This is a genomic window from Micromonospora sp. BL1 (assembly GCF_003667485.1).
GTDB lineage: Bacteria > Actinomycetota > Actinomycetes > Mycobacteriales > Micromonosporaceae > Micromonospora > Micromonospora tulbaghiae.
In genome coordinates this window covers 1-23,854 of record NZ_RCVK01000207.1, presented here as the reverse complement: position 1 = coordinate 23,854, position 23,854 = coordinate 1, and the positions used below count along the sequence as shown (strand labels likewise).

The window sequence follows — 23,854 nt, the reverse complement described above, 5'->3', positions numbered from 1 at the left end:
GCAACCCGGCCGGAGGAGGTGGACGCACCGCAACCGGTCGCACACAAGGCGTCAAGCCGCCCGACGTACCGTCCTTTTCGGACATCACGCGCACACATGCCGTGACCTGCGACGACTCTCACCCGGCCCGGTCCACACCGGCCACCCGCCTCAACCACCAGGCGGAGACCACACCCCGTCACCAAAACACGAATCGCGCCGCACCCTTTTTCGGGCGCGGCGCGATCCCGTCAACGAGACGCGACGCAGGTCACCCCGCCCGCCGCCGAGCCCGGCGCGCCGCCAGCTCGTCACCCACCGACTCCGCCTCCGGCTCCACCGCCGGCACGGCCGGCTCCTGCCCACCCACCGGCTCCGCCGGCAGATGCGACAACGAACCCTGGATCTCCTTGAACGCACCACCGATCGCGATGCCGAACACCCCCTGGCCGCCCTGCAACAGGTCGACCACCTCCTCCGGCGACCGGCACTCGTACACGGTCGTCCCGTCGGAGATCAACGTGATGCCCGCCAGATCGTCCACCCCACGCGACCGCAACGCCTCGATCGCCTTACGGATGTTCTGCAACGACACCCCGGCGTCCAGCAGCCGCTTCACGACCTTCAACACCACCAGGTCGCGGAACGAGTACAACCGCGACGTCCCCGAACCCGACGCGTCACGCACACTCGGCACCACCAGCGCCGTACGCGCCCAGTAGTCCAACTGCCGGTAACTGATCCCCACCGCCGAACACGCGGTCACACCCCGGTAACCGACCTCGCCGTCACCGGCCGGATCGGCCCCCACACCCGCCTGCTGTTCCGCACCCGGACCAGGATCCCGCGGCTCGTGCATCCGGACCAACCTCCCCGCGCCCGTGGCGGTGCCGCGCCGACTCCCCGTACGCGCACCCCTCGACACGGCAACCCTAACGCCGCCCCCCGGACTTCACCCGCAGGAGACACCGCGACACGCCGCGCCGGCCACCGCCACGCCGACCCCGGCCACCCGGCCGGGACACCTCAACCCGCGAAGTCCTCCGGACGCACCTGCTCCAGGAACTCCCGGAACTTCTCCACCTCGTCCTCCTGCTCGTCCGGGATCACGATCCCCGCCTCGCTGAGGACCTGCTCCGCACAACGAATCGGAGCACCCACCCGCAACGCCAACGCGATGGAGTCACTCGGCCGCGCCGACACCCGCACACCGTCACCGAGGAGAAGATCCGCGTAGAACACGTTCTCCTTCAACTCGGTGATCTCCACCGCCCGCAACGGCGCCTGCAACGCCGCCAGCACATCCCGGAGAAGATCGTGCGTCAACGGCCGGGCCGGCTTGACCCCCTGCTGCTCGTAAGCGATCGCCGTCGCCTCGACCGCACCGATCCAGATCGGCAGATAGCGGTCCCCCTCGACCTCCCGCAGCAGGACGATCGGCTGGTTGCTGGGCAACTCCACCCGAACTCCGACCACGCTCAGCTCGCGCACCGCCGCCTCCGTGTCGTCGTCACCTTGCACCGCGCCCTTCCCTGCACGGTACACGGACCAGGACACGGGAGTCCCACGCGCTACGTGCACCACGCCTCGCCGGACGGGCATACCCCGGCAAGCCTACGACACGCTCCACCGACCAGATCTTTCCGCGCCCACCCACGCGGAAGGGCCGGGCGCACACCGCACCCGGCCCCTCCCACGACCTCACCGGCCCAACGTCGACCGCAGCCCCACCCGCACCAACGCCGCGTGCAACCGCTGCGACAACGCCACCAACTCCCGCGCCGTCTCCGCCGCCCGCGCCCGCGCCGCCGGATCACTCTGCCGCGCCAACGGCGCCACCAACTGCGCGAACAACCCGACCTCACGATCCGCCGACAACCGGTACGCCCGCAGATGCCGAGGCTCCAGCCCGTACGCCGCCAGACCCGCCACCGCACTCGCGATGATCAACGCATCCGCGTCGTACCACCCCGGCGGATCCGACACCAGCACACCCAGCCGCTCCAACTCCGCGAGCGTCGACTCGTCCACACCACTACGAGCGATCAGACCCGCCCGGTCCAGCCGCACCTCCGACGACTCGACCGACTCCACCGGCTCCCGGCCCGGAACCTCACCACCCGGACCCACAGCCACCAGATTCGGCCGCCCCCGCCCCGGCGACGGACCAGACCCGTCCCACTGGGCCAACTGCTCCCGGATCACCCGCAACGGCAGGTACTGATCCCGCTGCGCGGTCAACACGAACCGCAACCGCGCCACATCGTCCCAGCCGTACTTCCGATAACCCGCCGGCGTCCGCTGCGGCTCCACCAGGCCCTCGGCCTCCAGGAACCGCAACTTCGAGATCGTGACGTCCGGAAACTCCGGCCGCAACTGCGCCAGCACCTCGCCGATACTCATCAGCGCAGGCGCCCGCGCCGCCCCGGACGGCGTCGAAGCCGCAGGCTCGTTCACCCCCGGCCGGCCTCCTCCTCCGGGCGCGGACCGGCGATGAACACCACCCGGAACTTGCCGATCTGCACCTCGTCACCGTTGCTCAGCGTCGCCGCCTCGACCCGCTCACGATTCACGTACGTGCCGTTCAGGCTGCCCACATCCCGCACCGTGAACGTCCCACCGTCACGGTGGAACTCCGCGTGCCGACGCGACACAGTCACGTCGTCCAGGAAGATGTCACTGTCCGGGTGCCGCCCACTCGTCGTCACATCGTGGTCCAACAGGAACCGGGCACCCGCATTCGGACCCCGGCGAACCACCAGCAACGCCATACCCGGCGGCAACGAGCCGGACATGCGGCTCGGCACCACATCGGTGTCCGGCCCCTCCAGCACTTCGTCGAGCGAACCGAGATTGAGCGTCGAAGTGACGTCGAGCGGGGGGAACTCGTCGTCTGGGCGCGTCATGGGACCACCTCACGGATCTGTTCGGTCGGCGTCAGGGAATGGCGGGTCTGGCCGCCGGGCAACACCACACCCGGCGGCTGGCTCCCCGTGCCCGGGAAGGCGCATTCCGCAACGCTCAAACTATTGGTTCTCGGTCGACTGGGCGAGCCTAGCCAGCGCCGAAATGCAGGGCAACCGGACGCGCGGAACCTCGCCGCCGCCCGGAACAGCACGAACTCAGCTCTCGGTGAGCTCGCGGTACGCATCGGCGGTCAGCAGACCCTCGACCGCCGCCGGATCGTCCGGAGTGATCTCCACCAACCACCCCGCACCGTACGGATCCGTGTTGATCACCTCAGGGGTGTCGGCCAACGCCTCGTTGCGCGCCGCCACCGTACCGCTCAACGGCGCGTAGATCTCCGACACGCTCTTCGTCGACTCGATCTCGCCCAGCGACTCGCCCACCGCCACCACCGCACCGGGCTCCGGCAGCTGCACGAACACGATGTCACCCAGGGCGTCCTGCGCGAAGTGCGTGATACCGACGCGGACGACACCACCGTCACCACCGACCACCCACTCGTGCTCGGCGGTGTACCGCAGATCCTCAGGAATCACCAACTGCGTCCTTCGTCATCGGTGCACCGGAGAAACCGGCGCGGCCGCGACCGGTCACGAGACCGGCCGGGCGTGGTCCAGCTTGATCGGCGCGTGCAGCTGCGAAACCTCCACAACCTCACGATCCTCGGAGGTCACGTTACCGCCGCCGTCCCGCACCGATGCGACCACCCCGCCGGGAATGTTCAACGCCGTACGCATCGTCGCCGGATCACCGATCACCATGATCGTGAACGGACCCGTCAACCGCCGCCCGTCCACCACCAGCGCACCGTCCGGCCCGTCCACGAAATACGTCGACGCGATGATCCGCGCCGCCGTACCGTCCGTGCCCTGGATCTGCATCGCCTCCGCGCCCGCACCCCGCAGCTCCTGCACCGCGTCCAGGATCCGCGTCGACGACACCGCCTTCGCCGGCCCCGAGAACCGCACCTCAAGACCCGGACCCACAGCCGGCAACGTACCCGCCAGGATGCCCAGCTCGTCCGCCCGCCGCGTCGCCTCCTCCAGCGCCGCCTGCCGGCCCTGCTCACCCGAGCGCAGCTGCCGCTGGCTCTCCTCCAGCAACTCGATCTCCTGGCGCAGCCGCCGCTCCCGCGAATCCAGATCCGACGAGATCCGCACCAGGTCCTCCTCCCGCGTCGCCGCGAGCGTCGGATCCGTCGACGTCGTCTTGAACTGCACCACCAGCGTGAAACCCAGCAACGCCAGCAACACCGCGATCATCGCACCCGCCGACGAGAACCGCCGCGCCGCCGACGGCGCCCCCGCACCAGCCGCCGCACCCGGCTCCGGCTCGGACTCCGGCACCGCCTCCCGCTCCGCGGGCTCCGCCTCGTCCGGCACCGGCTCCACCGGCGCCAACGGGCTCAACTCGTCCGGATCGGGCGCGTCCGGACGCGGATCCGGCTCACCCGCCGGACCCGACGGCCGCGCCGGCTCCCCCGGCCGCGGCCACCCGGTACCCGTCTCCCTGTGTTCCTCGCTCATCGCCACAAACCTACGCCCGGAACAGGTGCCGGCGGATCGCCGCCACATTTCCGAAGATGCGCACCCCGAGCACGACCACCACACCGGTGGACAACTGACCGCCCACGCCCAACTGGTCACCCAGATACACGATCAGAGCCGCCACCAGCACGTTCGAGATGAACGACACCACGAACTGCTTGTCGTCGAAGATCCGGTCCAGCTTCGCCCGCACCCCACCGAACACCGCGTCCAACGCGGCCACCACCGCGATCGGCAGATACGGCTGCAACGCCGCCGGCACCGTGGGGTCCAGATACACCCCGAGCACCACACCGGCGAGCAACGCCAGCACCGCGATCATCGGCCACCTCCCGAGGGGCTGGAAGAACCACCCGGGCCGGACGACCCGGGACTCGACGAACCCGCGCCACCCGAACCCGACGGGCGCGCACTCGGACTCACCGAAGGCTCGGCGTAGCGTAGCCGCGGCTGCGGCGCCGCCGGCAACGTGAGGTCCTCGACCCGCTTCACCCCGAACGACAGACCCGTCGTCCGCGCCACCTCACGCATCAACGCCGCCGCCCGGCTCTCATCGAACCGGTCCCGCATCGACCGCGGCCCGATCGCCTGCACCTCGTACGGACCCGTCACCGGCCGGTAGTCCACCAGGATCGCCTCACCCGCCGACCGGATCGTCGACGTCGCCGTCAACCGCTGGCCGTTCACCGCCACCGCCTCGGCGCCCGCCGCCCACAACGCGTTCGCGACCTTCTGCAGATCCGAATACAGCACCCGGGACGGGCCCGCGTCCCCGCCGGTCACCCCGTCCTGGTCCGCCGCCGCGTCGGCCAGCCGCACCACCACGCCGTCCCCGCGCACCCGGGCCAGGCCGGTCCCCGCCTCCAGCGTGCGCAACCGGGACGCCTGCGAGCCGCTCAACGTCGCGTCCCGCTGCCGGCCGACCTCCTCACGCAACTGCTCGGCGCGCTCGGTCAACCGGTCGGTCTCCGCCTCCCGCCCCTTGATCTCGGCGACCAGACCCGCCCGCGCCGTCGCGCGGCTCGGCTCCTCCGCCATCGTCTCCCGGTACGCCACCGCGAACAGGAAACCGATCAGCGCCAGCACCACCAGGCTCACCGGCCGGCCCAGCACCTGCCGCACCCGCGACATCGAGCCCGTCGCCCGGCGCGCCGCCGCGTCCCCGTACCCCGGATCCAGCGGATTGCGGAACAGCTCGGTCAGGAAGTCCGGCGCGTACACCCGGTTCGACGGGTCGCGCTCCTTCTCCCCGTCCCGCGGCGGCGACGTGGTCATGCCGCCGCCTCGGTACGCCGCGCCCGCATGGCCCGCACGAGGCGGCTCGCCTGCACCACGTACATCGCGCCGGCCACCCAGTAGAGGACCAGGCCCCACCAGGCCAGCCCCCAGCCGATCGCGCCGGCGGCGGTGCCGATGTCCGGCACCGCGTCGGCGAGCAGCAGGATCGGGAACGCCGCCAGCAGCAGGAACGTCGCGGTCTTGCCCACGTAGTGCACCGGCGGCGGGCCGTAGCCGTAGCGGCGCAGCACCCCGAGGGACACCAGCAGCAGCACTTCCCGGGCCAGCAGCGCGCCGGTGAACTGCCAGGGCACCACCTCGCGGGCGGTGAACGCCAGCAGCGTGGCGAGGATGTAGAGGCGGTCGGCCAGCGGGTCGAGCAGTTCCCCGAGCCGGCTCACCTGGCCCAGACGGCGGGCGATCCAGCCGTCCACCCAGTCGCTGGTGCCGCCGACGGCGAGCACCGCGATGGCGGCGACGTCGGCCCGGACCACGAGGAACAGGTAGAGGAAGATCGGCACGCCGACGAGCCGGACGAAGCTGATCAGGTTGGGCAGCGTGAGGACGCGGTCTCCCACGACCGTGGCGGTCCCGGAATCCGGTTGCTCCGCTGGAGCCGGCCGACGCGACACCGAACCCTCCCTTCGCAGCACGGTCCGGCAGCCGGATGAACGGCCGCTGGAGGGACGTGCGCGTTGCCGGCCGGTCAGACGCCGGCGCCCTCTGTGATCCCGGGCTGGGACCTCCCCGACGCGGCCAGTGATCACGGGCCGCCCAGTTGCGCTGCCACTATATCGGGCTCGCCGTTCTCCCCCGGGTGCCCGCTGCGTCGTTGCTCAGTGGTGTCACGGTGGTGACCGTCACAACCGCTAAAGCATCCTAGGACACTAGTCGAGCGGTCGACGGCCAGGCGGACATGGGTGTACGGCGTCAGGCGGTACGGGCGGTCGAATCCGAGCCGGCCTGCGGGGCGGTCGCCGTCGCGGCCTGGCTGAACGCCACCAGCGCCAGCAGCAACTCGTGCTGCACCCGGTTGGGCATCCGGTCGAGCACGGCCTGCACCGCCCGGTGCCGCCTGTCCTGCAGGTCGCGCAGCAGCGTCTCCGCCGCCGCGGTGGGGATCAGCCGCACCTCCCGCCGGTCGCGCGGGTCCGCCACCCGGCGCAGCAGGCCGACCGCCTCCAGGCGGTCGCACAGCCGGCTCGCCGACGACGGGACCACGTCCAGCAGCTCGGCCAGCCGGTTCACGTTGGTGTCCGGATGCGACACGATCAACGACAGCACCCGCAGCTGCGTGGGCGAGACGCTGACCGTGTGCCGGGACGTCGCGGAGTCGAGCACACCGATGAGCGCCTCCGCAGCCGATTCGATGGCCGCGGCAAGATTCGGAGGTCGCTCCACTCGCCGTCCCCTGCGATCGTCCCGCTCGTGTCCGCTCCGCCGCCCCCGTCACTGCCCCGTCACGTCGTCGGACCGGCTGGAGCCGCGCCAGTCCAGGCAGACGACGACCGCGTCGTCACGGAGATCCGCGTCGGCATGGTACGCATGCAGTTCGCGCATCACCGTACCAACTGCCTCGGTCGCCGGCTGCAGCCGAGTCGACCGCATCGCGCGCGCCATCGCCCGGACGCCGTACGGCTCCTGCTCGTCGGGCTCCGCCGCGTACACCCCGTCGCTGACGACGAAGAGGCGATCGCCCGGCTCCAGAGTGAACTCCTGCACGTCGTAGCGCGTCTCGGCGAACATGCCCAGCGGCAGTTGCTGCTCCAGCGCGATCGGCGTGACCCGGCCCCCGCGCAGCCGCAGCAGTTGGGGTGAGCCGGCGTCCACCGCCCGCATCACGCCCCGGCGGCTGTCCAGCTCCAGCAGCAGCGTGGCCACGTGCCGGCTGCCCCGGTGCTGGTAGTAGATGGTGTCCGAGGCGAGCTCCGCCTGCTCCACCAGGCTGCCGCCGGAACGCCGGGCGTTGCGCATGGCGTTCACCGTCATCGCCGTGAGCATCGACGCGGCCAGGCCGCTGCCGGTGCCGTTGAGCACGGTGAGGGTGAGCCGGTCCCCGTCCACCGACCAGTCGAAGTGGTCACCGCCCACCGTGTACGCCGGTTCGAGCTGACCGGCGAGCAGCGCATCACCGAGCCGTACGCTGCGCCCCGGCAGCAGGTCCCACTGCATCTCGGCGGCCATGCTCAGCCGCTCGCGCCGCCGGGCACGCCGGTACCGGTCGGTCTCCCGGTCGGCCGCCCGGATCGCGACGGCCAGTTCCCCGGCGGCGTCCCGAGCGGCCTCCACAGTGGCCGCGTCCGGGTCGCCGGGCAGCTCCACCATCAGCACACCGAGCCGCTCCCCCCACACCGACAGTGGCAGGTAGGCGCGGCAGCGGCCGTCCTCGACGACGTCCAGCACCGGCTCCTGGCTGCTGAAACAGCGCTGCGCGACGGTGTGGGCCAGCAGCGGGCCGCCGTCGGGCACGTCCGGGTCGAGCACCGGCCAGAGTCCGCTGGCGCGGTAGTCGGCGACGAACACCTCCGCCCGCGCGGCCCCGAGCGTCTGGCGCAGCACCGCGTCCGCGGTCTCCGCCAGCTGGTCGGGTGGCGCCGTGCGCAGGGCACGTGACACCGATCCGGACGCCTCCGGCATGCTCATCCTCCGATGACGACTATTGCTACAGGGCAAACATCATACGAAGGCCGCCCGACGGCGAACGCCCCGCCTCGGCCGGGCGTGACGGGACCGGCTCAGGCGGCCGGTCGGAGCGCCAGCGCGCCGTGGAACGCGTCCGGCACCGGCTCGGGCTCACCCGCCGGCCGCCACCGCGCCACCGGCACGATGCCGTCGTCGGTCGGCTGCCAGCGGCCCAGCAGCGGCGCGAACCGCTCGGGCGCCCGCATCCGGAACGCCGGGCCCATCATGGCCAGTGCCTCGGGGTGCCCGGCCAGTTCCTCGGTGTCGAAGTCGATCGCCAGCCGGCTGCCGGGCGCCGCCGCCTGGTACAGCTCGTCGAGCGTACGGGCGAGCGTGTCGTCGTCCAGGAACGCCGCCAGCCCGAGGAAGACCACACCCACCGGCCGTCTCCCCCAGCCCGGCACGAACCGGTGCAACTGCGCCCGGTCGACCGTCCCGATGTCGGTGGCGTCGCCGTAGCCGTACCCGGCCCGGTCGCTGCCGGCGAGCAGGCTGCGGCCCAGCCGGACCGTCTCCGGATCCACGTCGGTGTAGAGCACCGTCGCCTCCGGCGCGACCTCGTGCACGTTTCCGCAGGTGGGCACGCCCGCGCCGAAGACCAGGAACCCGTCGATCCCGTCGGCCGCCATGGCCCGCACGGTGCGGCCGAGAAAAGCGCGCAGCGACCGGAAGATCGCCGCGCAGGGCCCGTACGCCGCCTCGAACGCGGCGGCCGCGGCGACGTCCACCGGGCGGTGGTGCCGGCCGCCGAGCCAGTAGTCGATCATGCGGGCGGTGCTCGGTCCGTCCGGCTGATCCATCGACGGGGCTCCCTCCCCTGGGTGCTGCACGCCAGCGTACCCACCGGGCGACACCGGCGGTATCGCCCCGGGCCGCCCACCCGGGCCGCGATACTGGCCGCGGGAGCGCCGGCCACGAGGAGGTACTGGTGAACTCGGCGAACGGGGCCGCGGTGGTGGTCGGGGTGGACGGCTCCGAACCCGCGACGCGGGCGGTGCGCCTGGCGGCCCGGGAGGCGCGGCGGCGCAACCGCCCGCTGCGGGTCGTACACGGTTTCATCTGGCCGCTGCTGCGCGTACCGGTCTCCGCGCCGGCCGGGTCACCGCCCGGCGCCGGGCTGCGCAACCAGGCCGAGCAACTGGTCACCGACGCCGTCGCGGTGGCCGAGGCGGAGGCACCCAGGCTGCGCATCACCGGCGAGATCATCGACGGGGAGGCCGCAGCGGTGCTGCTCGGCGAGTCCCCCACCGCCGCCGTGATCGTGCTCGGCGACCGGGGACTGGGCGGGTTCACCGCGCTCGTGGTCGGGTCGGTGGCGGTGCAGGTCGCCTCGTACGCCGACTGCCCGGTGCTGATCGCGCGCGGCACCGACCGCGCGGACGGCCCGGTCGTGGTCGGGGTGGACGGCTCCACGCTGTCGCGCGCCGCCGTCGAGTTCGCCGCCGAGACCGCGTCCGCGCGCGGCGCCCCGCTGCACGTGGTGCACGCCCGCCCGGCCCCGCGCGGGCGGGACGACCGGGCCGAGGAGGACGAGCGGGTGCTCACCGAGGCGCTGGCCGGGATCGGCGAACGGTGGCCGGACCTCACGGTGCACGCCGAGGCGGTACGCGCCAAACCGGTCGCGGCGCTGACCACGGCGTCGGCCGGGGCCCAGCTCGTCGTGGTGGGCCGGCAGGGCCGGGGCGAGCTGGGCGGGCTGCTGCTCGGCTCGGTGAGCCAGGGAATCCTGCACCGCTCCGCCTGCCCGGTAGCCGTGGTCCGGGCCCCGGACTGAGCGCCGGCCCGGGCGCCCGGCGCGGCGGGGATCGCCCCGGCAACGGTTGGTCCCGGCCCGGGCGGGTAGACGCCTACGTCAGCCGACAGCGATCCGGAGGAGGCAGAGATGCCAGGACCACGGCCGGGCAGCAACGCGTACGACAAGCAGCGGGCACGCCTTCGCGACCTCGTCGAGCAGTCCGGACGGGCGGCCGACAAGGAGGCGAACCAGGTCGCCAACCGGATCCTCCAGGACGACCGGGGGCAACGGGGTGTGGTCCGGGGCGAACGGACCTACGGCCCCAAGGGCAACCGGGAACCGGGTGACCCGAAGTGAGGACGGCAGCGGTTGTCGACGGCGCCATCGCGGGCGCCGTCGGCAGCGCCGTCCTCAACGCGGTCTCGTACCTGGACATGGCGTTGCGGGCCCGGCCGGCCAGCAGCACCCCGGAATCGGTCGCCGGACGGCTGGCCGACGTCACGCACGTCGACCTGGGCCCCGGCGTCGAGGCGGCGAACCGCCGCTCCGGTCTGGGGCCGTTCCTGGGGTACGCCATGGGCATCGCCGCCGGGGCCGGGTTCGGCGTGCTCGCCGCGCGCCGGCGGATTCCGATGCCGCTGGCCACGGTGCTGCTCGGCGGCGGCGTGATGGCCACCTCCGACGGCTCGATGACAGCGCTCGGCGTGACCGACCCGCGTACCTGGCGCCGCAGCGACTGGGTCTCCGACCTGATCCCGCACCTGGCGTACGGGCTGTCGGCCGCAGCCACCTGGCGGCGACTGCGGCCGACGTCGGCTCGCGGTTAGCTGTCGCTCTCGTCGTCGGCCACCGGCTCACCGGCCGGGCCGTACGGGGACACCTGCCCCTTCGGGACGGGCCGTCCCGCGTCGGCGTTCGACGTGCCCCCGCCCCGCGAACGGCTGCCCGCCTGGGTGGCCGTCTTGCGGCTGTCCTGGCTGGTGGCGCCGAGATCGTTCCGGCGCAGTTCCTCCTGCTGCGGCTTGACCACGGGTCTCTCCTTCCCGGTGGAGCGCACGGCCGTCGGCCGCGCACCCGACCGGCGTACCCGTCGCCGCCCGGCGCATTCCGGATCGGCCCGGGGGTCTGGCCGGGGCCGGGCCGGGTAAGCCGGATGGATGCCAGACGATCGCAACGTCGCGCGTGCCCTGCTGGATCGGCAGTCCCGCACGTACGCGGAGGAGGCCGGCATCGCCCTCGCGGACCGGCCCGGCCCGCTCTACCAGTTGCTGGTGCTCACCACGCTGCTGAGCACCCGGATCCGGGCCTCGGTGGCGGTGGCCGCCGCCCGGGAGCTGTTCGCGGCCGGCTACCGCACCCCGCAGGCGATGGAGGCGGCGAGCTGGCAGGACCGGGTCGACGCGCTGGGCCGGGGCCACTACCGGCGCTACGACGAGCGGACCGCCACCATGCTCGGCACCGGCGCCCGGCTCTGCCTGGACCGCTGGCACGGCGACCTGCGCCGGCTGCACAAGGAGGCCGGCTCCGAACCGGCCGTGCTGCGCCGGCTGCTCACCGAGTTCCCCGGCATCGGCCCCACCGGTGCGGACATCTTCCTGCGGGAGGCGCAGTCGGTGTGGCCGGACGTGCGCCCGTACGCCGACCGGCGCACGCTCGCCGGGGCGCGGCGGCTGGGCCTGCCGGCGAGCCCGGGCGCGCTGGTCGGGCTGGTCGGCGAGGCCGACTTCGGCCGGCTGGCGTCGGCGCTGGTGCGGGTGGCCCTGGGCGAGGAGTCGGCGGGCGAGGTGAGCCGCAGCGCCGCAACGGCACACTGAGCCGGGCGGCTACTTCGCCGGGCCGGGCTTGGTCAGGTTCCAGGCCAGCAGCGAGGCGAGCAGCGCCAGCAGCACCACGCCGCCGGAGACGCCGCCCTCCCCGCCGCTGTCGCGGCTTCCGGTGAAGCCGAAGTAGATCACGGCCAGCCCGGCCAGCACGGTGACGAACGTACGCATTCCTCGGTCCTTCACGCCCGCACCGTACGACCGGCGGCGCGGCCGGGGACGGGGATCGGGCGGCTGTCCCCCGTCCGGGTGTCAGTCCGGCGTGCGGCCCACGGCGGGACCGCGCAGCCGGACCCGGCGGATCGCCCGTCCCGCCACCTCGACCACCTCGACGGTGAGGCCGGGCAGCCGGACCCGCTCCCCCGGCCCCTCGGGCAGCCGGCCCAGGCCGGCCAGCACCAGCCCGGCCACAGTGGTGTACTCGCGCGACAGCGGGAACGTCACGCGCACGCCCACGTCGGGCAGGTCGTGCAGGGGGAAGTCGCCCGGCAGCAGCAACGCGCCGTCCGGCTCCCGCTCGGCGCTGTGCACGTCCCGGTCGGTCTCGTCGTACAGCTCGCCGACCACCTCCTCGAGCAGGTCCTCCATGGTGACCAGGCCGTCCACGCCGCCGTACTCGTCGACCACCAGGGCGAGCTGCTCGTGCCGCTGGCGCAGCTGCCGCATCGCGTCGGCCACCGGCAGCGTGCCCGGCAGCAGCACCGGCGGGCGGGCGCGGTCGCCGACGCGCGCGCCGTCGGCGTCCACCAGGTCGCGGATGTGCACGGTGCCGCACACGTCGTCGAGCCCGCCGGGGCCGATCACGGGCGCCCGGGACCGGCCGGTGGCCGCGAGCCGGCGCATCGCCTCGGCCGCGGGCAGGTCGGCGGGCAGCGTGGTCACGTCGCGGCGCGCGACGATGATCTCCCGCAGCGTACGGCCGGCGATGTCGAACGCCCCGGCGAGGATCTCCCGCTGCTGGGCGGACAGGCCGCGCTGGCTGACCAGCATCTCCCGCAGCTCCTCCTCGGTCACCTCCTGCCGGCTGGCGCGCGGGTCGCCGCCGGCGAGCCGCACCAGCAGGTCGGTGGAGCGGCCCAGCAGCCACACCGCCGGCCGGGACAGCCGGGCCAGCAGGTCCAGCGGCCCGGCGCTGATCAGCGCCCACCGCTCCGCCGTCTGCATGGCCAGCCGCTTGGGTGCCAGCTCCCCCACCACGAGCGTGAGGAACGTCAGCAGCAGCGTCACCAGGAACACCGCCACCGGGCGGGCGGCCCCGCCGAGGAAGCCCAGCGGGCCGACCAGCGGCTCGGCCAGCGTCACCGCGGCGGCGGCCGAGGCGAGGAACCCGGCGAGCGTGATGCCGAGCTGGATGGTGGCCAGGTATCGGTTCGGTTCGCGGGTGAGGCGGCTCAGCCGCGCCCCGGCCCGCCCGGAGCGCGCCAGCCGCCGCAGTTGTCCCTCCCGCAGGCTCACCAGCGCCATCTCGCTGCCGGACAGCGCGGCGTTGACCAGGATCAGCACCAGCACCAGCGCGACCTGCACGCCCATCAGTCGGTCTCCAGGTCGTCCAGTGAGATCGCGTGGGTCATCAGCCAGCGGGCCAGCGCGGCCATCCCGAACAGCCACAGCGGCGCCGACTCGGTGGGGCCGTTCGTGGCGAAGATGGCGAAGCGCAGGTCCGGCGCCCGGTACGCCTCGATCCGCCACTTGTGGTTCTTGTCCCGCCAGACCGCGGAAGGGTCCATGGCGTCACGGTAGGTGACCGGGACGGGCGGGCGGCGCCGGTTGGCTCAGCCCGGCGGGCGGACCACCTCGCGGGCGTCGTCGGGCAGCCGGCGGGTGGCGCCGCGCCGGTCCAGCAGTTCCAGCAGCGGCACCGCCACCCGGCGGGTGGTGCCGAGCGCCTGCCGGGCGGCGCTGAGCGTGAACGGCTGCGGCAGCCCGGCGAGCACGCGCACCGCGTCGTCCGGGGCGCCGGGCAGCAGCACCACGTTCTCGGCCAACTTCAGCAGCGCGCCGGCCCGTACGGCGGCGCCGATCTCGCGGGGGCCCAGGCCGAGGTCGGCCAGGTGGTGCGCCTCGGGGGCCTGGAAGGGGCGGTCGCCGTACTCGGCCCGGACCCGGTCCACCGCCCGGGCCACCGGGTCCGGCAGTGTCCCCTGCCCGACGGCGGTGACCAGGCCGTCGCGCAGCCGCAGCGGCGGGCGCAGCAACGCCGTGACCAGGGCACGGTCGGGCAGGTCGAGCCGGTGGCGCAGCACGTCGACGGGTACGCCCGCGGCGAGCGGATGTTCGGCGGCGTACCGGGTCACCTCGTCAGTGAGGCGGCGGCCCAGGTCCCGCCAGTGCTCCGGGTCGGCCAGCCACTGCCCGGCCACCGGTGTCGCGGTCGGCGGCACGCCCATCCGGGTCAGGTCACCGGCCCGGATCAGCCGTCGCCGGCGCAGTTCGCCGGCCAGGTCCGGCCGCCCGTCCAGTCCGGCCAGCACCGCCGCGCGGGCGGCCGCCGCGCCCCGGCGGCGCAGCGGCGGCGGGTCCACGTCCAGCACCGTCACGCCGCCCGCGACGTGGTGCCGGCCGGGGTCGCGCAGCAGCGCCCGGTCCCCGATCAGCAGCGGCAGCGGGCGGGCCAGGCGCAGCCGTACCGTGTCCGGGCCCAGCGGCCGGACCCGGGCGGGCACCGCCGCCGAGCCCACGTGCAGCGTGAGCGTGGCCGGCAGGTCGGCGGCCGGGTCGCCGGCCAGCCGCACGTCGAGCAGGTCGGTACGCCCGAACCGGCCGGGTGTGAGCAGCGCGTCGCCGCGCCCGACCCGGTCCCGGGGCAGCCCGCGCAGGTTCACCGCGACCCGGGCCACGGCCTCGACCTCGGCACGGGCGACGCCGAGGGAGTGCAGTCCGCGTACCCGCACCGCCTCACCGGTGGCGGCCAGCTCCAGCTCGTCGCCGACGCGCAGCCGGCCGCCGCCGAGCGTGCCGGTGACCACGGTGCCGCTGCCGCGCACGGTGAACGCGCGGTCCGCCCAGAGCCGCACCGGCGCGTCAGCGGCCGGGGCGGGCAGCCGGGCGGTCAGCCGGTCCAGGGCGGCGCGCAGCTCGGGCAGGCCGGCGCCGGTGACCGCGGAGACCGGCACCGCCTCCACCTCACCCAGCGACGTCGCGGCGATCTCCGCGCGGGCGCGCGCCGTCGCGGGCCCGGGATCGGCCAGGTCCGCGCGCGTGACCGCCAGCAGCCCGTACGACACACCCAGCGCGTCCAGCGCGGCCAGATGCTCGGCGGACTGCGGCATCCAGCCCTCGTCGGCGGCCACGACGATCAGCGCGGCCGGGACCGGGCCGACACCGGCGAGCATGTTCGGCACGAACCGCTCGTGCCCGGGTACGTCGACGAAGGCGATGGTGCCGCCCGACGGCAGTGTGGTCCAGGCGAAGCCGAGGTCGATGGTCATGCCGCGGCGGCGTTCCTCCGCCCACCGGTCCGGTTCCATCCCGGTCAGCGCCCGCACCAGCGTGGACTTGCCGTGGTCCACGTGCCCGGCGGTCGCCACCACCCACATGCCGGTCAGTCCCCCACGCTCAGCACGGCCGCGCGGACCCGGTCGTCGGCGTCCTCCGGCACAGCGCGCAGGTCCAGCAGGAGCCGGCCGTGCAGCACCCGGCCGAGGACCGCCGGGTCGCCGGTGCGCAGCGGCTCGGCGTACCGCTCGGGCAGGCTCAGCGCCCACGAGTCCAGCTCCACGCCGGGCGCCCCGCCGCCACCGACGACCGCAGCCGACGGCACCACCTCGGCCTTGCAGCCGTCCTCGCCGAGCCGGTCCCGCAGCCGTTCCAGCCGCTCCCGCAGCCGGGCCGGGTCGGCGTGCAGCGCGTCGCGGGTGGGCGTGGTCGGCGCGTACAGGGTGGCGGCGAGCGCGGCGAGGGTGAGCTTGTCGACCCGCAGCGCCCGCGCCAGCGGGTGCCGGCGCAGCCGCTGCACCAGGTCGGCGTCGCCGAGCAGCAGACCGGCCTGCGGGCCGCCGAGCAGCTTGTCGCCGCTGGCGGTGACCAGGTGCGCGCCCGCGCGCAGCGTGGTGGCCGCGTCCGGTTCGGCCGGCAGCAGCGGATCCGGCGCGAGCAGCCCCGACCCGATGTCGGCCACCACCGGTACGCCGAGCGTGGCCAGCTCGGCCACCGGCACCGCCGAGGTGAAGCCGGTGACCACGAAGTTCGACGGGTGCACCTTCAGCACGAACCCGGTCTGGTCGCCGATCGCGGCTTCGTAGTCGGCGCGGGTGGTGCGGTTGGTGGTGCCCACCTCGCGCAGCCGCGCGCCGGTGCTGGCCAGCAGGTCGGGCAGGCGGAACCCGTCGCCGATCTCGACCAGCTCACCGCGGCTCACCACGATCTCCCGGCCGGCGGCCAGCGCGGTCGCGGCCAGCACCAGCGCGGCGGCGCCGTTGTTCACCACGTGCACCGCCCCGGCGTCGGGCACGGCCGCGGCGAGTGCGTCGAGCGCCTCCCGGCCGCGCCGGGCCCGCCGCCCGGTCCGCAGGTCCAGTTCCACGTCGGTGTGCCCGGCGGCGGCGACGAGCGCGTCCACGGCGGACGGGGCGAGCGGGGCGCGGCCCAGGTTGGTGTGCAGCACGACACCGGTGGCGTTGAGCACCGCACGTGGCGTCCGGCCGGGCAGGTCCGCCAGCGCCGCGTCGCGTACCTGATCGGGGGTCAGCTCGCCGCGGCGGGCGCGGTCCTGGGCGCGGACGATCGCGGCCTTGACCCGGTCGCGGCCCAGCGTGCCGGCGGCGGCGGCCAGCGCGGGATCGGCGAGCAGCGCGTCCGTGCGCGGCACCCGCCGTCGCGGGTCGACCTCACGCATCGCGCACTCCCGGGAACGGTTTGGCGGAGACGGACGGGAATCGAACCCGCCTGGCCCGGGTCCCGGACCACACCGGTTTTGAAGACCGGGAGGGGCACCAGCCGCCTGAACGCCTCCACGCAGCAGTCAACCACAGCGGACGGAAGGCCGCCCGGGGAGGTGTCAGACCTGGTCGGCGGCCCGCCGGTCGGCGCGTTCGCGCTGCGGCACGACCGTGTACCGCGGATCGCGCGCCGAGGCGACCCCGCCGTGGAAGATGCCGAACCGGGTGCACACCGACGCGGCGATCAGCGCGCCGCCGGAGAGCGCGGACAGCACCCGGCTGCGCCGGCCGACCAGCGCGCCGACCACACCGGCGGCGGTCAGCGCCCGGCCCGCGCGCAGCAGCTTCCCCGGCGTGCCCTGCGTGTAGGGCTCGCTGAGCAGTCCGAGCCGGTTCTCCACCCGGTGCGAACCCCACAGCTCCATCGCCGCGCCCGCGACCGCGAGGCGCCGCGCCGGGCCGGCCTGGGCGCAGGGCGCGGCCACCAGCCCGACACCGGCGCCGCTGGCCAGGGCGCTGCCCGCGAAGATGGCCGGCAGTTCCGGGTACGCCTCGTGCCACGACGGCACCGCCGTGTCCGCCAGCAGCACCCCGGTGTACGTGGCCAGCGCCGGCGCGGTGACGGCGGCGACCACACCGGCGGCGTGCCCGGCCGGGGGCAGCAGCCGGCGGCCGAGCCCCAGCACGCCGCGCTCGGGCAGCAGCGGAGCCGCCTCGGCGACCGCGGCGACCCCGGCGGCCGGGCCGAACACGCTGAGGATCCAGGTGCCCACGGACATCGGCGAGGTCACCTTCGCCACCCGCAGCATGTGGTGGAAGCGGGACGGCCGGCCCAGGTCGTTGACCAGGAAGTACGTGCTGGCGCCGACCCCGGCCAGCGCGGCGATCCGCCCGGCGCGGCGCAGCGCCGGGCGGCCGGTGAGCTGCCCGCCCGCTGCGAGCAGCGACGAGCCGGCGGCGAGACCGCCGGTGAACAGGTACGCGGCGATGTCCCACCGCCACACCGGCGGCTTGAGGACGGGCCGGCCGTAGTAGGAGGTGAACTCGGCCGGCGGGACGTTGAGCTGCTCCCCCCCGCCCTTGCCGCCCCTGCGGCGGCGCGGTGCCGCGTCGCGGGGCGGGTGCGGGGCCAGCCCGGCGTCGCGGGAGCCCGCGTCGGTGCGGCCCACGCCCGGACCGGCCGCGGTGGCGCGGCTGCCGTTCTCGCGTTCGGCGGCGGTGCCGTTCTCGCGTTCGGCGGCGGTGCCGTTCTCGCGTTCCGCGGACAGGCGCTCGCGGAAGCGGCGGAACAGGTCACCGACCGGGCGGTCCGGGCTCACGACGATCCTCCGACGAACGCGGCGACGGCAGCCGCCGCCATGGCCAGCGCGGCCAGCCCGGCCCGCTTCCACATCTTCGGCAGGTCCCGGGTGGTGACCACCGGGTCCGGCGGCAGCCCGTACACCTCCGGCTCGTCCAGCAGCAGGAAGAACGCGCCGTCGCCGCCGACACCGTCGGTCGGGTCGTGGCCGTACAGCCGCGCCTCCGGCACGCCGTGCTCGTGCAGCGCGGTGACCCGCCGGGCGGCCCGTTCCCGCAGCTCGTCGAGCGGGCCGTACTGGATCGACTCGGTCGGGCACGCCTGCGCGCAGGCGGGCGTCATGCCCGCCCCCATCCGGTCGTAGCACAGCGTGCACTTCCACGCCCGGCCGTCGCCCTTGCGCTGGTCGATCACACCGTACGGGCAGGCGGAGATGCAGTAGCCGCAGCCGTTGCAGATGTCCTCCTGCACCACCACGGTGCCGAACTCGGTGCGGAACAGCGAACCGGTCGGGCACACGTCCAGGCAGGCCGCGTGCGTGCAGTGCTTGCACACGTCGGACATCATCAGCCAGCGGAAGTCGGTACGGGACTCCACGCCGGTGGCCCGTCCGGGCGGCTGGACGCCGGGCATGCCGAGGAACTCCGGGCCGGCGGCCATCCGCGCCGCCGCCTCCGGCCGCCCCGGCGGCAGGCCGGGATTCGTACCCGTGTCGGGTGCGGTGACCGCGCCGACCGCCGCGGACTCCGGGCTGGTCGCCGGGCCGGTCGGGTCACCGGCGAACGGCGGCGTGCCGTGCCCGGCCGGACGGGGCTGCTCGATGAACGCGACGTGCCGCCACGAGTTCGCGGTGAGCGCGCCGGTGTTGTCGTACGACATGCCGAGCAGGTCGAAACCCGAGTCGGGGACGCCGTTCCACTCCTTGCAGGCCACCTCGCACGCCTTGCAGCCGATGCAGACGCTGGTGTCGGTGAAGAAGCCCATCCGGGGCGGCGCGTCGACCCAGCCCGCGTCCGGGGCCGGGTCGAGCGGGCCGTACAGGCTGTTGGCGTCAGGCATCCCGATCCCCGTCCTGGTGCGCGGCGGCCGACTGCTCGTCGGTGCTGCCGGCGGCGTCGTCCCCGCCGGCCGCGTCGGTGGTCACCAGGGGCACCTTGCGGTCCGGTGTCATGCCGGCCCGCCGCTGGTAGTCGCCGACCAGGTCGAGCAGCGGCGGGCCGGTGGGCCGCCGCCCGGGCCGGATGTCGCAGGTGCCGACCTTGCTCTCCTGGATGAGGACGTTCGGGTCCAGCGTGATGCCGAACAGGTCGTTCGCCGAGTCGCCGGTGACCAGGCCCTCGGTGCCGAAGTGGTACGGCAGCCAGACCTGGTGGATGATCCGGCCGTCCACCCGCAGCGGGGTGAGCCGGTCGGTGACCAGCACCCGCGCCTCGATCACCGCACGGCCGCTGATCAGGTGCGCCCAGCCCAGGTGCGCCAGCCCGATCTCGCCGGCCAGTTCCGGGGACACCTCGACGAACATCTCCGGTTGCAGCTCCGCCAGGCGCGGCACGGTACGGCTCATCCCACCGGCGGTGTGGTGCTCGGTGAGGCGGCTGACCGTGAACACGTACGGGAAGACCTGGCTGTGCGGCTCCGGCGGACTCGGGTTCATCCGGTTGATCGGGTGCTCGTAGATCTTGCGGGTCGGGTTGGCCTGCTGACCGTAGAGCGGGTTGCGCATCGGCGACTCGGCCGGCTCGTAGTGCGTCGGCAGCGGGCCGTCGAGCACGCCGCTCGGCGCATACAGCCACGCCTTGCCGTCGCCCTGCATGACGAACGGGTCGTCACCGGCGAGCCCGGCCGGGCCGGAGGCGCCCTCGGGCGGCCGGTACGACGGCGGCTTCGTCTTCTCGAAGTCCGGCACGTCGTACCCGGTCCACTCGCCGGCGTCCGGATCCCACCACACGTACTTCTTGCGCTCGCTCCACGGCCGGCCGTCCGGGTCGGCGGAGGCCCGGTTGTAGAGCGTGCGCCGGTTCGCCGGCCACGCCCAGCCCCACTCGGCCGCCACCCAGTCCTGCTCGTGCCGGGACCGGCGGCGGGCCGCCTGGTTCACCCCGTCGGCGTAGACGCCGGAGTAGATCCAGCAGCCGATCGCCGTGGAGCCGTCGTCGCGGGCCTCGCCGAACGCGTTGAGCGGGCGGCCGGTGGCCACCTCGTACCCGTTGATCTCCTTGAGCACCGCCTCGGCGCTCGGCTCGGCGTGCGGACCGTGCGTGGGGTAGTCCCAGGCCAGGTCCAGCAGCGCCCGGTCGCGGCGCTCGCTGGAGGCGGCCAGCTTCTCCCGCAGCACCCGGCCGAGGTGGTAGAAGAACCACAGCTCGGAGCGGGCGTCGCCCGGCGGGTCGACGGCCTTCTCCCGCCACTGCAGCAGCCGCTGGGTCTGGGTGAACGTGCCCTCCTTCTCCACGTGCGAGGCCGCCGGCAGGAAGAACACCTCGGTGCGGCACTCCTCCGGCACGATCTCGCCGGTGGCGACCTCCGGGCTGTTCTTCCAGAACGTGGCGCTCTCGATCATGAACAGGTCGCGGACCACGAGCCAGTCCAGGTTGGCCATGCCCAGGCGCTGGGCCCGGCCGTGCGCGGAGCCGACCGCCGGGTTCTGGCCGAGCAGGAAGTAGCCCTTCACCCTGCCGTCGATCATGTTCAGGACCTGCTGGTACGTACCGTGGTCGCCGGTCATCCGGGGCATGTAGCCGTAGCAGAAGTCGTTCTCCGGCGTCGCCGCGTCACCCCAGTACGCCTTGAGCAGGCTCGCCGCGAAGGCCCGCGAGTTGCCCCAGAAGCCCTTCTGGCCCGGGTGCCGGATGCTGTCCACCCACTCGTCGAACGTCGGGTGGTCGGCGTGGTGCGGCATCGGCAGGTAGCCGGGCAGCAGGTTGAACAGCGTCGGGATGTCGGTGGAGCCCTGGATGCTGGCGTGCCCGCGCAGCGCCAGGATGCCACCGCCCGGCCGGCCCATGTTGCCCAGCAGCGTCTGGATGATCGAGCCGGTGCGGATGTACTGCACGCCGACGCTGTGCTGCGTCCAGCCGACCGAGTAGACCAGCGCGCCGGTGCGCTCCCGGCCCGAGTTCTCCGTCCAGGCGCGCGCCAGTTCGAGGAACTTCTCCTCCGGGATGCCGCACACGCGGGCCACCATCTCCGGGGTGTAGCGGGCGAAGTGGCGCTTCAGGATCTGGTAGACGCAGCGCGGGTGCTGCAGCGTCTCGTCCCGGGGTGCCTGCGGCGGTACCGGCTCGCCGTGCGACTCGTGTTCCAGCCCGGAGGCCGAGTCGCGTTCCTTGCCGGTGCCGCGGATCTTGGCGTTGTCCTCCTGGCCCTCGTACTGCCAGCTCGCGTGGTCGTACGAGCCGGTGTCCGGGTTGTAGCCGGAGAACAGGCCGTCCAGGTCCTCGGTGTCGGCGAACCGCTCGCTGACGATGTTGGCCGCGTTGGTGTACGCCAGCACGTACTCCCGGAAGTCGAGCTCGTTCTCCAGGATGTAGCGCACCACGCCGCCGAGCAGCGCGATGTCCGTGCCCGCGCGGATCGGCAGGTACGTGTCGGCGAGCGCGCTGGTACGCGTGAACCGCGGGTCGACGTGGAAGACCTTCGCGCCGCGCTTCTTCGCCTCCATCACCCACTGGAAGCCCACCGGGTGGGCCTCGGCCATGTTCGAGCCCTGGATGACGATGACGTCAGCGTTGGCGAGGTCCTGCTGGAAGTCCGTGGCGCCGCCGCGACCGAAGCTGGTCCCCAGACCGGGGACGGTGGCGGAGTGTCAAATACGGGCCTGGTTCTCGATCTGGAGTGCCCCCATCGCGGTGAACAGCTTCTTGATGAGGTAGTTCTCCTCGTTGTCCAGCGTCGCGCCGCCGAGGCTGGAGATGCCGAGCGTGCGGTTCAGCGGGCGGCCCTCGTCGTCGACGTCCTCCCAGGTCTCCGCGCGGGCGGCAAGGATCCGGTCGGCGATCATGTCGAGCGCGACGTCGAGGTCCAGGTCCTCCCACTCGGTCGCGTACGGCCGGCGGTAGCGGACCTTGGTCTGGCGCAGCGGGCTGGTCACCAGGCTCTTGCTGGCCGAGCCCTTCGGGCAGAGCCGGCCGCGCGAGATCGGGCTGTCCGGGTCGCCCTCGATCTGGGTTACCTTGCCGCCGGAGTGGAAGACGCGCTGCCCGCAGCCGACCGCGCAGTAGGGGCAGACCGAGCGGGCCATGCCGTCGGCGGACTCGGTGCGGGGGGCCAGCTCGGCGGAGCGCGCCGACTGGGCGGCGGCGCCGCGACCGAGCGGGTCGGTGCCGGTGAGTTGCCGGTAGACCGGCCACCCCTGGATGAACGTCTTGAAACCCATCCGGGCACACCCCCTCTCCGTCGAGAACGGCTCACCTCTGCCTGTAACCCTAGGCCAGCGGCCCGGGGCGTGCGACTCGAGCCCACAGACAGAGCCGCCCCGGCCGGATGGCCGGGGCGGCTCTGGGCGTCGGTGTGCATGTCGCCTCTCGGCGAGTGGCGCGACGCGGCTCCAGCCGAACGGTATTCCGCGAAGGCAATTTAGGTGAGGCCCGGGGACACTGGACACACCGACGCTCTGCACAACGGTACCGGGGTCACGGTTCTTCCGCTCGTTCGTCGTGACCCCGGTCACCGCCGGGTCAGCTGTTCCAGTGCTCGGCCACCAGGTCGGCGGCCTGCTGCTCCCACTGGGCGTAGTGGTCCGGGTAGGCGCTCACCTGGACGGTCTGGGCGGCGACGGTCAGCGGCATGTCCTGCCAGCCGTCGACCTGCTTCAGACCCTTCAGGAACGCGGTGGTGGAGTACTCGGGGTCGGTGATCTGCTCGACCGTGCCCCAGCCGCTGGACGGGCGCTGCTGGAACAGGCCCTGCGAGTCGTGGTCGTTACGGTCACCGAGGTGGCCGAGGTTCTCCAGCTTCGACTCCTGCAACGCCGTAGCGATCGACACGACCGCGGCACGCTCGTCCATGCCGGCCTTCTTCGTCGCCGCGATGATCGCCTTCACGTTGGCGGTCTGCTCGTCGTTCAGGTCGATACGGGACTGGGCGCCCTGCACACCGTGCGGGATCAGGGTGTCACCCTGCACGCTCACGCTCACCGGCTTGACCGCGTGGGTGGTGTCCGCCGCGTGGGCGGCCACCGGGCCGGCGGCGAGGCCACCGGCGACGGTCAGACCGGCGATACCGAGGATGCTCTTACGGAGGATGCTGTTCATGGTGGGCTCCGTTCGGGGGTCGACGCACACCCGGGGGCCGGCGCGGGTGCGAGCACCGTCAGGCACTCAAAAAAGTCTTCAAGGGGGATCTCGGCTGCTCACGGGACACCCCCGGGGGGTGCCTCTGCGCGGCGCCGGAAGCATGTCCAACGACCCGCCACCCGCCACCATTCCCGAGGCGGTGCACGCCACCAGAGGGCGGCGGGGGTTCACGTCGTCGGAACCGTGTTCAACGACCAGCCCGCCAGGATCATTCCCCGCGGCTCACGTCGCCAGAACCGAACTCAACGACCGACAGCCCAAGGCTGTTCCCGCAGCAGCGGCCCCTTCTCGTGGCTCGGCTGGTGCTCGGTCGTTCACCGGGTTACAACGCCACCCACCCGCCAGCCATTCCACCGCCAGAGTGCCGCCCACCAC

At 73.7% G+C, this 23,854-nt stretch carries 26 protein-coding genes and 1 tRNA gene; 4 read left to right on the top strand and 23 right to left on the bottom strand.

The features are described 5' to 3' along the window. Window positions 1–250: 250 nt before the first annotated feature. From EAD96_RS11355 to EAD96_RS11300, 12 genes are all read right to left on the bottom strand, one after another. A complete protein-coding gene (locus EAD96_RS11355; protein WP_233585654.1) occupies window positions 251–838 on the bottom strand; it encodes a MerR family transcriptional regulator in 588 nt (195 codons plus the stop codon). 167 nt (window positions 839–1,005) lie between these two features. Then, window positions 1,006–1,470: a bifunctional nuclease family protein gene (locus EAD96_RS11350; RefSeq protein WP_088647333.1), complete on the bottom strand. Its 465-nt coding sequence runs from the start codon at window positions 1,468–1,470 to the stop codon at window positions 1,006–1,008. 210 nt (window positions 1,471–1,680) lie between these two features. Then, entirely contained in the window at window positions 1,681–2,382 is a 702-nt protein-coding gene (locus EAD96_RS11345; RefSeq protein ID WP_199733138.1) for a MerR family transcriptional regulator, read from the bottom strand. 50 nt (window positions 2,383–2,432) lie between these two features. Further along, window positions 2,433–2,885, bottom strand: a complete 453-nt coding sequence (locus tag EAD96_RS11340) for an FHA domain-containing protein (protein WP_007071101.1) — start codon at window positions 2,883–2,885, stop codon at window positions 2,433–2,435. 216 nt (window positions 2,886–3,101) lie between these two features. Continuing rightward, window positions 3,102–3,482, bottom strand: coding sequence for a glycine cleavage system protein GcvH (gene gcvH / locus EAD96_RS11335; RefSeq protein ID WP_121684239.1), 381 nt, complete (start codon window positions 3,480–3,482; stop codon window positions 3,102–3,104). Window positions 3,483–3,536: 54 nt separating this feature from the next. Continuing rightward, window positions 3,537–4,472, bottom strand: a complete 936-nt coding sequence (locus tag EAD96_RS11330) for a DUF881 domain-containing protein (RefSeq protein ID WP_121684238.1) — start codon at window positions 4,470–4,472, stop codon at window positions 3,537–3,539. Between the two features lie 10 nt (window positions 4,473–4,482). After that, window positions 4,483–4,815: a small basic family protein gene (locus tag EAD96_RS11325; RefSeq protein ID WP_091426880.1), complete on the bottom strand. Its 333-nt coding sequence runs from the start codon at window positions 4,813–4,815 to the stop codon at window positions 4,483–4,485. Next, window positions 4,812–5,768 carry a DUF881 domain-containing protein gene (locus EAD96_RS11320; protein ID WP_120569859.1) on the bottom strand — a complete coding sequence of 319 codons (957 nt, stop codon included), beginning with the start codon at window positions 5,766–5,768 and terminating at the stop codon, window positions 4,812–4,814. Before EAD96_RS11320 ends, EAD96_RS11325 begins: the two co-directional genes overlap by 4 nt. Further along, window positions 5,765–6,349 (bottom strand): CDP-alcohol phosphatidyltransferase family protein, encoded by a 585-nt coding sequence (locus EAD96_RS11315; RefSeq protein WP_199733137.1) that lies wholly within the window; start codon window positions 6,347–6,349, stop codon window positions 5,765–5,767. Before EAD96_RS11315 ends, EAD96_RS11320 begins: the two co-directional genes overlap by 4 nt. Window positions 6,350–6,701: 352 nt before the next feature. Further along, window positions 6,702–7,172, bottom strand: coding sequence for a MarR family transcriptional regulator (locus EAD96_RS11310; protein WP_121684237.1), 471 nt, complete (start codon window positions 7,170–7,172; stop codon window positions 6,702–6,704). Window positions 7,173–7,220: 48 nt separating this feature from the next. Next, the gene (locus EAD96_RS11305; RefSeq protein ID WP_121684236.1) at window positions 7,221–8,408 is read right to left on the bottom strand and encodes a PP2C family protein-serine/threonine phosphatase; all 1,188 of its coding nucleotides are present in this window, start codon (window positions 8,406–8,408) and stop codon (window positions 7,221–7,223) included. Between the two features lie 98 nt (window positions 8,409–8,506). Continuing rightward, on the bottom strand, window positions 8,507–9,253 hold the full coding sequence (locus tag EAD96_RS11300) for an SAM-dependent methyltransferase (RefSeq protein WP_120569855.1): 747 nt from the start codon (window positions 9,251–9,253) through the stop codon (window positions 8,507–8,509). Between the two features lie 128 nt (window positions 9,254–9,381). Here EAD96_RS11300 and EAD96_RS11295 point away from each other — a divergent pair, with 128 nt between their 5' ends. The 3 genes from EAD96_RS11295 to EAD96_RS11285 all read left to right on the top strand — a co-directional run bounded on the left by EAD96_RS11295 (window position 9,382) and on the right by EAD96_RS11285 (window position 11,015). Then, complete coding sequence (locus EAD96_RS11295; protein ID WP_121684235.1) at window positions 9,382–10,227, top strand: universal stress protein; 846 nt, start codon at window positions 9,382–9,384, stop codon at window positions 10,225–10,227. 108 nt (window positions 10,228–10,335) lie between these two features. After that, complete coding sequence (locus EAD96_RS11290) at window positions 10,336–10,545, top strand: phosphatidylethanolamine-binding protein (protein ID WP_120569853.1); 210 nt, start codon at window positions 10,336–10,338, stop codon at window positions 10,543–10,545. Beyond that, window positions 10,542–11,015 carry a hypothetical protein gene (locus tag EAD96_RS11285; protein WP_121684234.1) on the top strand — a complete coding sequence of 158 codons (474 nt, stop codon included), beginning with the start codon at window positions 10,542–10,544 and terminating at the stop codon, window positions 11,013–11,015. The genes EAD96_RS11290 and EAD96_RS11285 overlap by 4 nt, the downstream gene beginning before the upstream one ends. Here the strand turns inward: EAD96_RS11285 and EAD96_RS11280 are convergent. Further along, window positions 11,012–11,218, bottom strand: a complete 207-nt coding sequence (locus EAD96_RS11280) for a hypothetical protein (RefSeq protein WP_091426872.1) — start codon at window positions 11,216–11,218, stop codon at window positions 11,012–11,014. The two genes, EAD96_RS11285 and EAD96_RS11280, sit on opposite strands and share 4 nt — an antisense overlap. 127 nt (window positions 11,219–11,345) lie before the next feature. On the opposite strand from EAD96_RS11280, the gene EAD96_RS11275 reads away from it, so the two are divergent. After that, a complete protein-coding gene (locus tag EAD96_RS11275; RefSeq protein WP_120569851.1) occupies window positions 11,346–12,002 on the top strand; it encodes a hypothetical protein in 657 nt (218 codons plus the stop codon). Between the two features lie 9 nt (window positions 12,003–12,011). Here EAD96_RS11275 and EAD96_RS11270 read toward each other — a convergent pair whose 3' ends face one another. The 10 genes from EAD96_RS11270 to EAD96_RS11225 all read right to left on the bottom strand — a co-directional run bounded on the left by EAD96_RS11270 (window position 12,012) and on the right by EAD96_RS11225 (window position 23,437). Then, window positions 12,012–12,194, bottom strand: coding sequence for a hypothetical protein (locus EAD96_RS11270; protein WP_120569850.1), 183 nt, complete (start codon window positions 12,192–12,194; stop codon window positions 12,012–12,014). 66 nt (window positions 12,195–12,260) lie between these two features. After that, window positions 12,261–13,538, bottom strand: a complete 1,278-nt coding sequence (locus tag EAD96_RS11265) for a hemolysin family protein (RefSeq protein WP_121684233.1) — start codon at window positions 13,536–13,538, stop codon at window positions 12,261–12,263. After that, complete coding sequence (locus tag EAD96_RS11260; protein ID WP_013286387.1) at window positions 13,538–13,735, bottom strand: hypothetical protein; 198 nt, start codon at window positions 13,733–13,735, stop codon at window positions 13,538–13,540. The genes EAD96_RS11265 and EAD96_RS11260 overlap by 1 nt, the downstream gene beginning before the upstream one ends. Before the next feature lie 45 nt (window positions 13,736–13,780). Further along, entirely contained in the window at window positions 13,781–15,544 is a 1,764-nt protein-coding gene (gene selB, locus EAD96_RS11255; RefSeq protein WP_121684232.1) for a selenocysteine-specific translation elongation factor, read from the bottom strand. 5 nt (window positions 15,545–15,549) lie between these two features. Beyond that, a complete protein-coding gene (gene selA, locus EAD96_RS11250; RefSeq protein ID WP_121684231.1) occupies window positions 15,550–16,842 on the bottom strand; it encodes an L-seryl-tRNA(Sec) selenium transferase in 1,293 nt (430 codons plus the stop codon). Between the two features lie 21 nt (window positions 16,843–16,863). Continuing rightward, window positions 16,864–16,959, bottom strand: a tRNA-Sec gene (locus tag EAD96_RS30990). A 45-nt stretch (window positions 16,960–17,004) separates the two neighbouring features. Beyond that, on the bottom strand, window positions 17,005–18,204 hold the full coding sequence (gene nrfD, locus EAD96_RS11245) for an NrfD/PsrC family molybdoenzyme membrane anchor subunit (RefSeq protein WP_121684230.1): 1,200 nt from the start codon (window positions 18,202–18,204) through the stop codon (window positions 17,005–17,007). Next, complete coding sequence (locus EAD96_RS11240; protein ID WP_121684229.1) at window positions 18,201–19,244, bottom strand: 4Fe-4S dicluster domain-containing protein; 1,044 nt, start codon at window positions 19,242–19,244, stop codon at window positions 18,201–18,203. The genes nrfD and EAD96_RS11240 overlap by 4 nt, the downstream gene beginning before the upstream one ends. Next, window positions 19,237–22,560 carry a formate dehydrogenase gene (fdh, locus tag EAD96_RS11235; protein ID WP_233585652.1) on the bottom strand — a complete coding sequence of 1,108 codons (3,324 nt, stop codon included), beginning with the start codon at window positions 22,558–22,560 and terminating at the stop codon, window positions 19,237–19,239. The genes EAD96_RS11240 and fdh overlap by 8 nt, the downstream gene beginning before the upstream one ends. A gap of 301 nt (window positions 22,561–22,861) precedes the next feature. Further along, window positions 22,862–23,437, bottom strand: a complete 576-nt coding sequence (locus EAD96_RS11225; RefSeq protein ID WP_121684226.1) for a hypothetical protein — start codon at window positions 23,435–23,437, stop codon at window positions 22,862–22,864. Between the last annotated feature and the right edge of the window lie 417 nt (window positions 23,438–23,854).

Bases quoted from the DNA above. Each gene is read 5' to 3' on its own strand.
- EAD96_RS11240 (WP_121684229.1), bottom strand. From the start codon at position 19,244: ATGCCTGACGCCAACAGCCTGTACGGCCCGCTCGACCCGGCCCCGGAC.
- selA (WP_121684231.1), bottom strand. From the start codon at position 16,842: ATGCGTGAGGTCGACCCGCGACGGCGGGTGCCGCGCACGGACGCGCTG.
- EAD96_RS11300 (WP_120569855.1), bottom strand. From the start codon at position 9,253: ATGGATCAGCCGGACGGACCGAGCACCGCCCGCATGATCGACTACTGG.
- EAD96_RS11320 (WP_120569859.1), bottom strand. From the start codon at position 5,768: ATGACCACGTCGCCGCCGCGGGACGGGGAGAAGGAGCGCGACCCGTCG.
- EAD96_RS11340 (WP_007071101.1), bottom strand. From the start codon at position 2,885: ATGACGCGCCCAGACGACGAGTTCCCCCCGCTCGACGTCACTTCGACG.
- EAD96_RS11290 (WP_120569853.1), top strand. From the start codon at position 10,336: ATGCCAGGACCACGGCCGGGCAGCAACGCGTACGACAAGCAGCGGGCA.
- EAD96_RS11265 (WP_121684233.1), bottom strand. From the start codon at position 13,538: ATGGGCGTGCAGGTCGCGCTGGTGCTGGTGCTGATCCTGGTCAACGCC.
- EAD96_RS11325 (WP_091426880.1), bottom strand. From the start codon at position 4,815: ATGATCGCGGTGCTGGCGTTGCTCGCCGGTGTGGTGCTCGGGGTGTAT.
- EAD96_RS11275 (WP_120569851.1), top strand. From the start codon at position 11,346: ATGCCAGACGATCGCAACGTCGCGCGTGCCCTGCTGGATCGGCAGTCC.
- EAD96_RS11225 (WP_121684226.1), bottom strand. From the start codon at position 23,437: ATGAACAGCATCCTCCGTAAGAGCATCCTCGGTATCGCCGGTCTGACC.
- EAD96_RS11260 (WP_013286387.1), bottom strand. From the start codon at position 13,735: ATGGACCCTTCCGCGGTCTGGCGGGACAAGAACCACAAGTGGCGGATC.
- EAD96_RS11345 (WP_199733138.1), bottom strand. From the start codon at position 2,382: ATGAGTATCGGCGAGGTGCTGGCGCAGTTGCGGCCGGAGTTTCCGGAC.
- EAD96_RS11330 (WP_121684238.1), bottom strand. From the start codon at position 4,472: ATGAGCGAGGAACACAGGGAGACGGGTACCGGGTGGCCGCGGCCGGGG.
- selB (WP_121684232.1), bottom strand. From the start codon at position 15,544: ATGTGGGTGGTGGCGACCGCCGGGCACGTGGACCACGGCAAGTCCACG.
- EAD96_RS11355 (WP_233585654.1), bottom strand. From the start codon at position 838: ATGCACGAGCCGCGGGATCCTGGTCCGGGTGCGGAACAGCAGGCGGGT.
- EAD96_RS11305 (WP_121684236.1), bottom strand. From the start codon at position 8,408: ATGCCGGAGGCGTCCGGATCGGTGTCACGTGCCCTGCGCACGGCGCCA.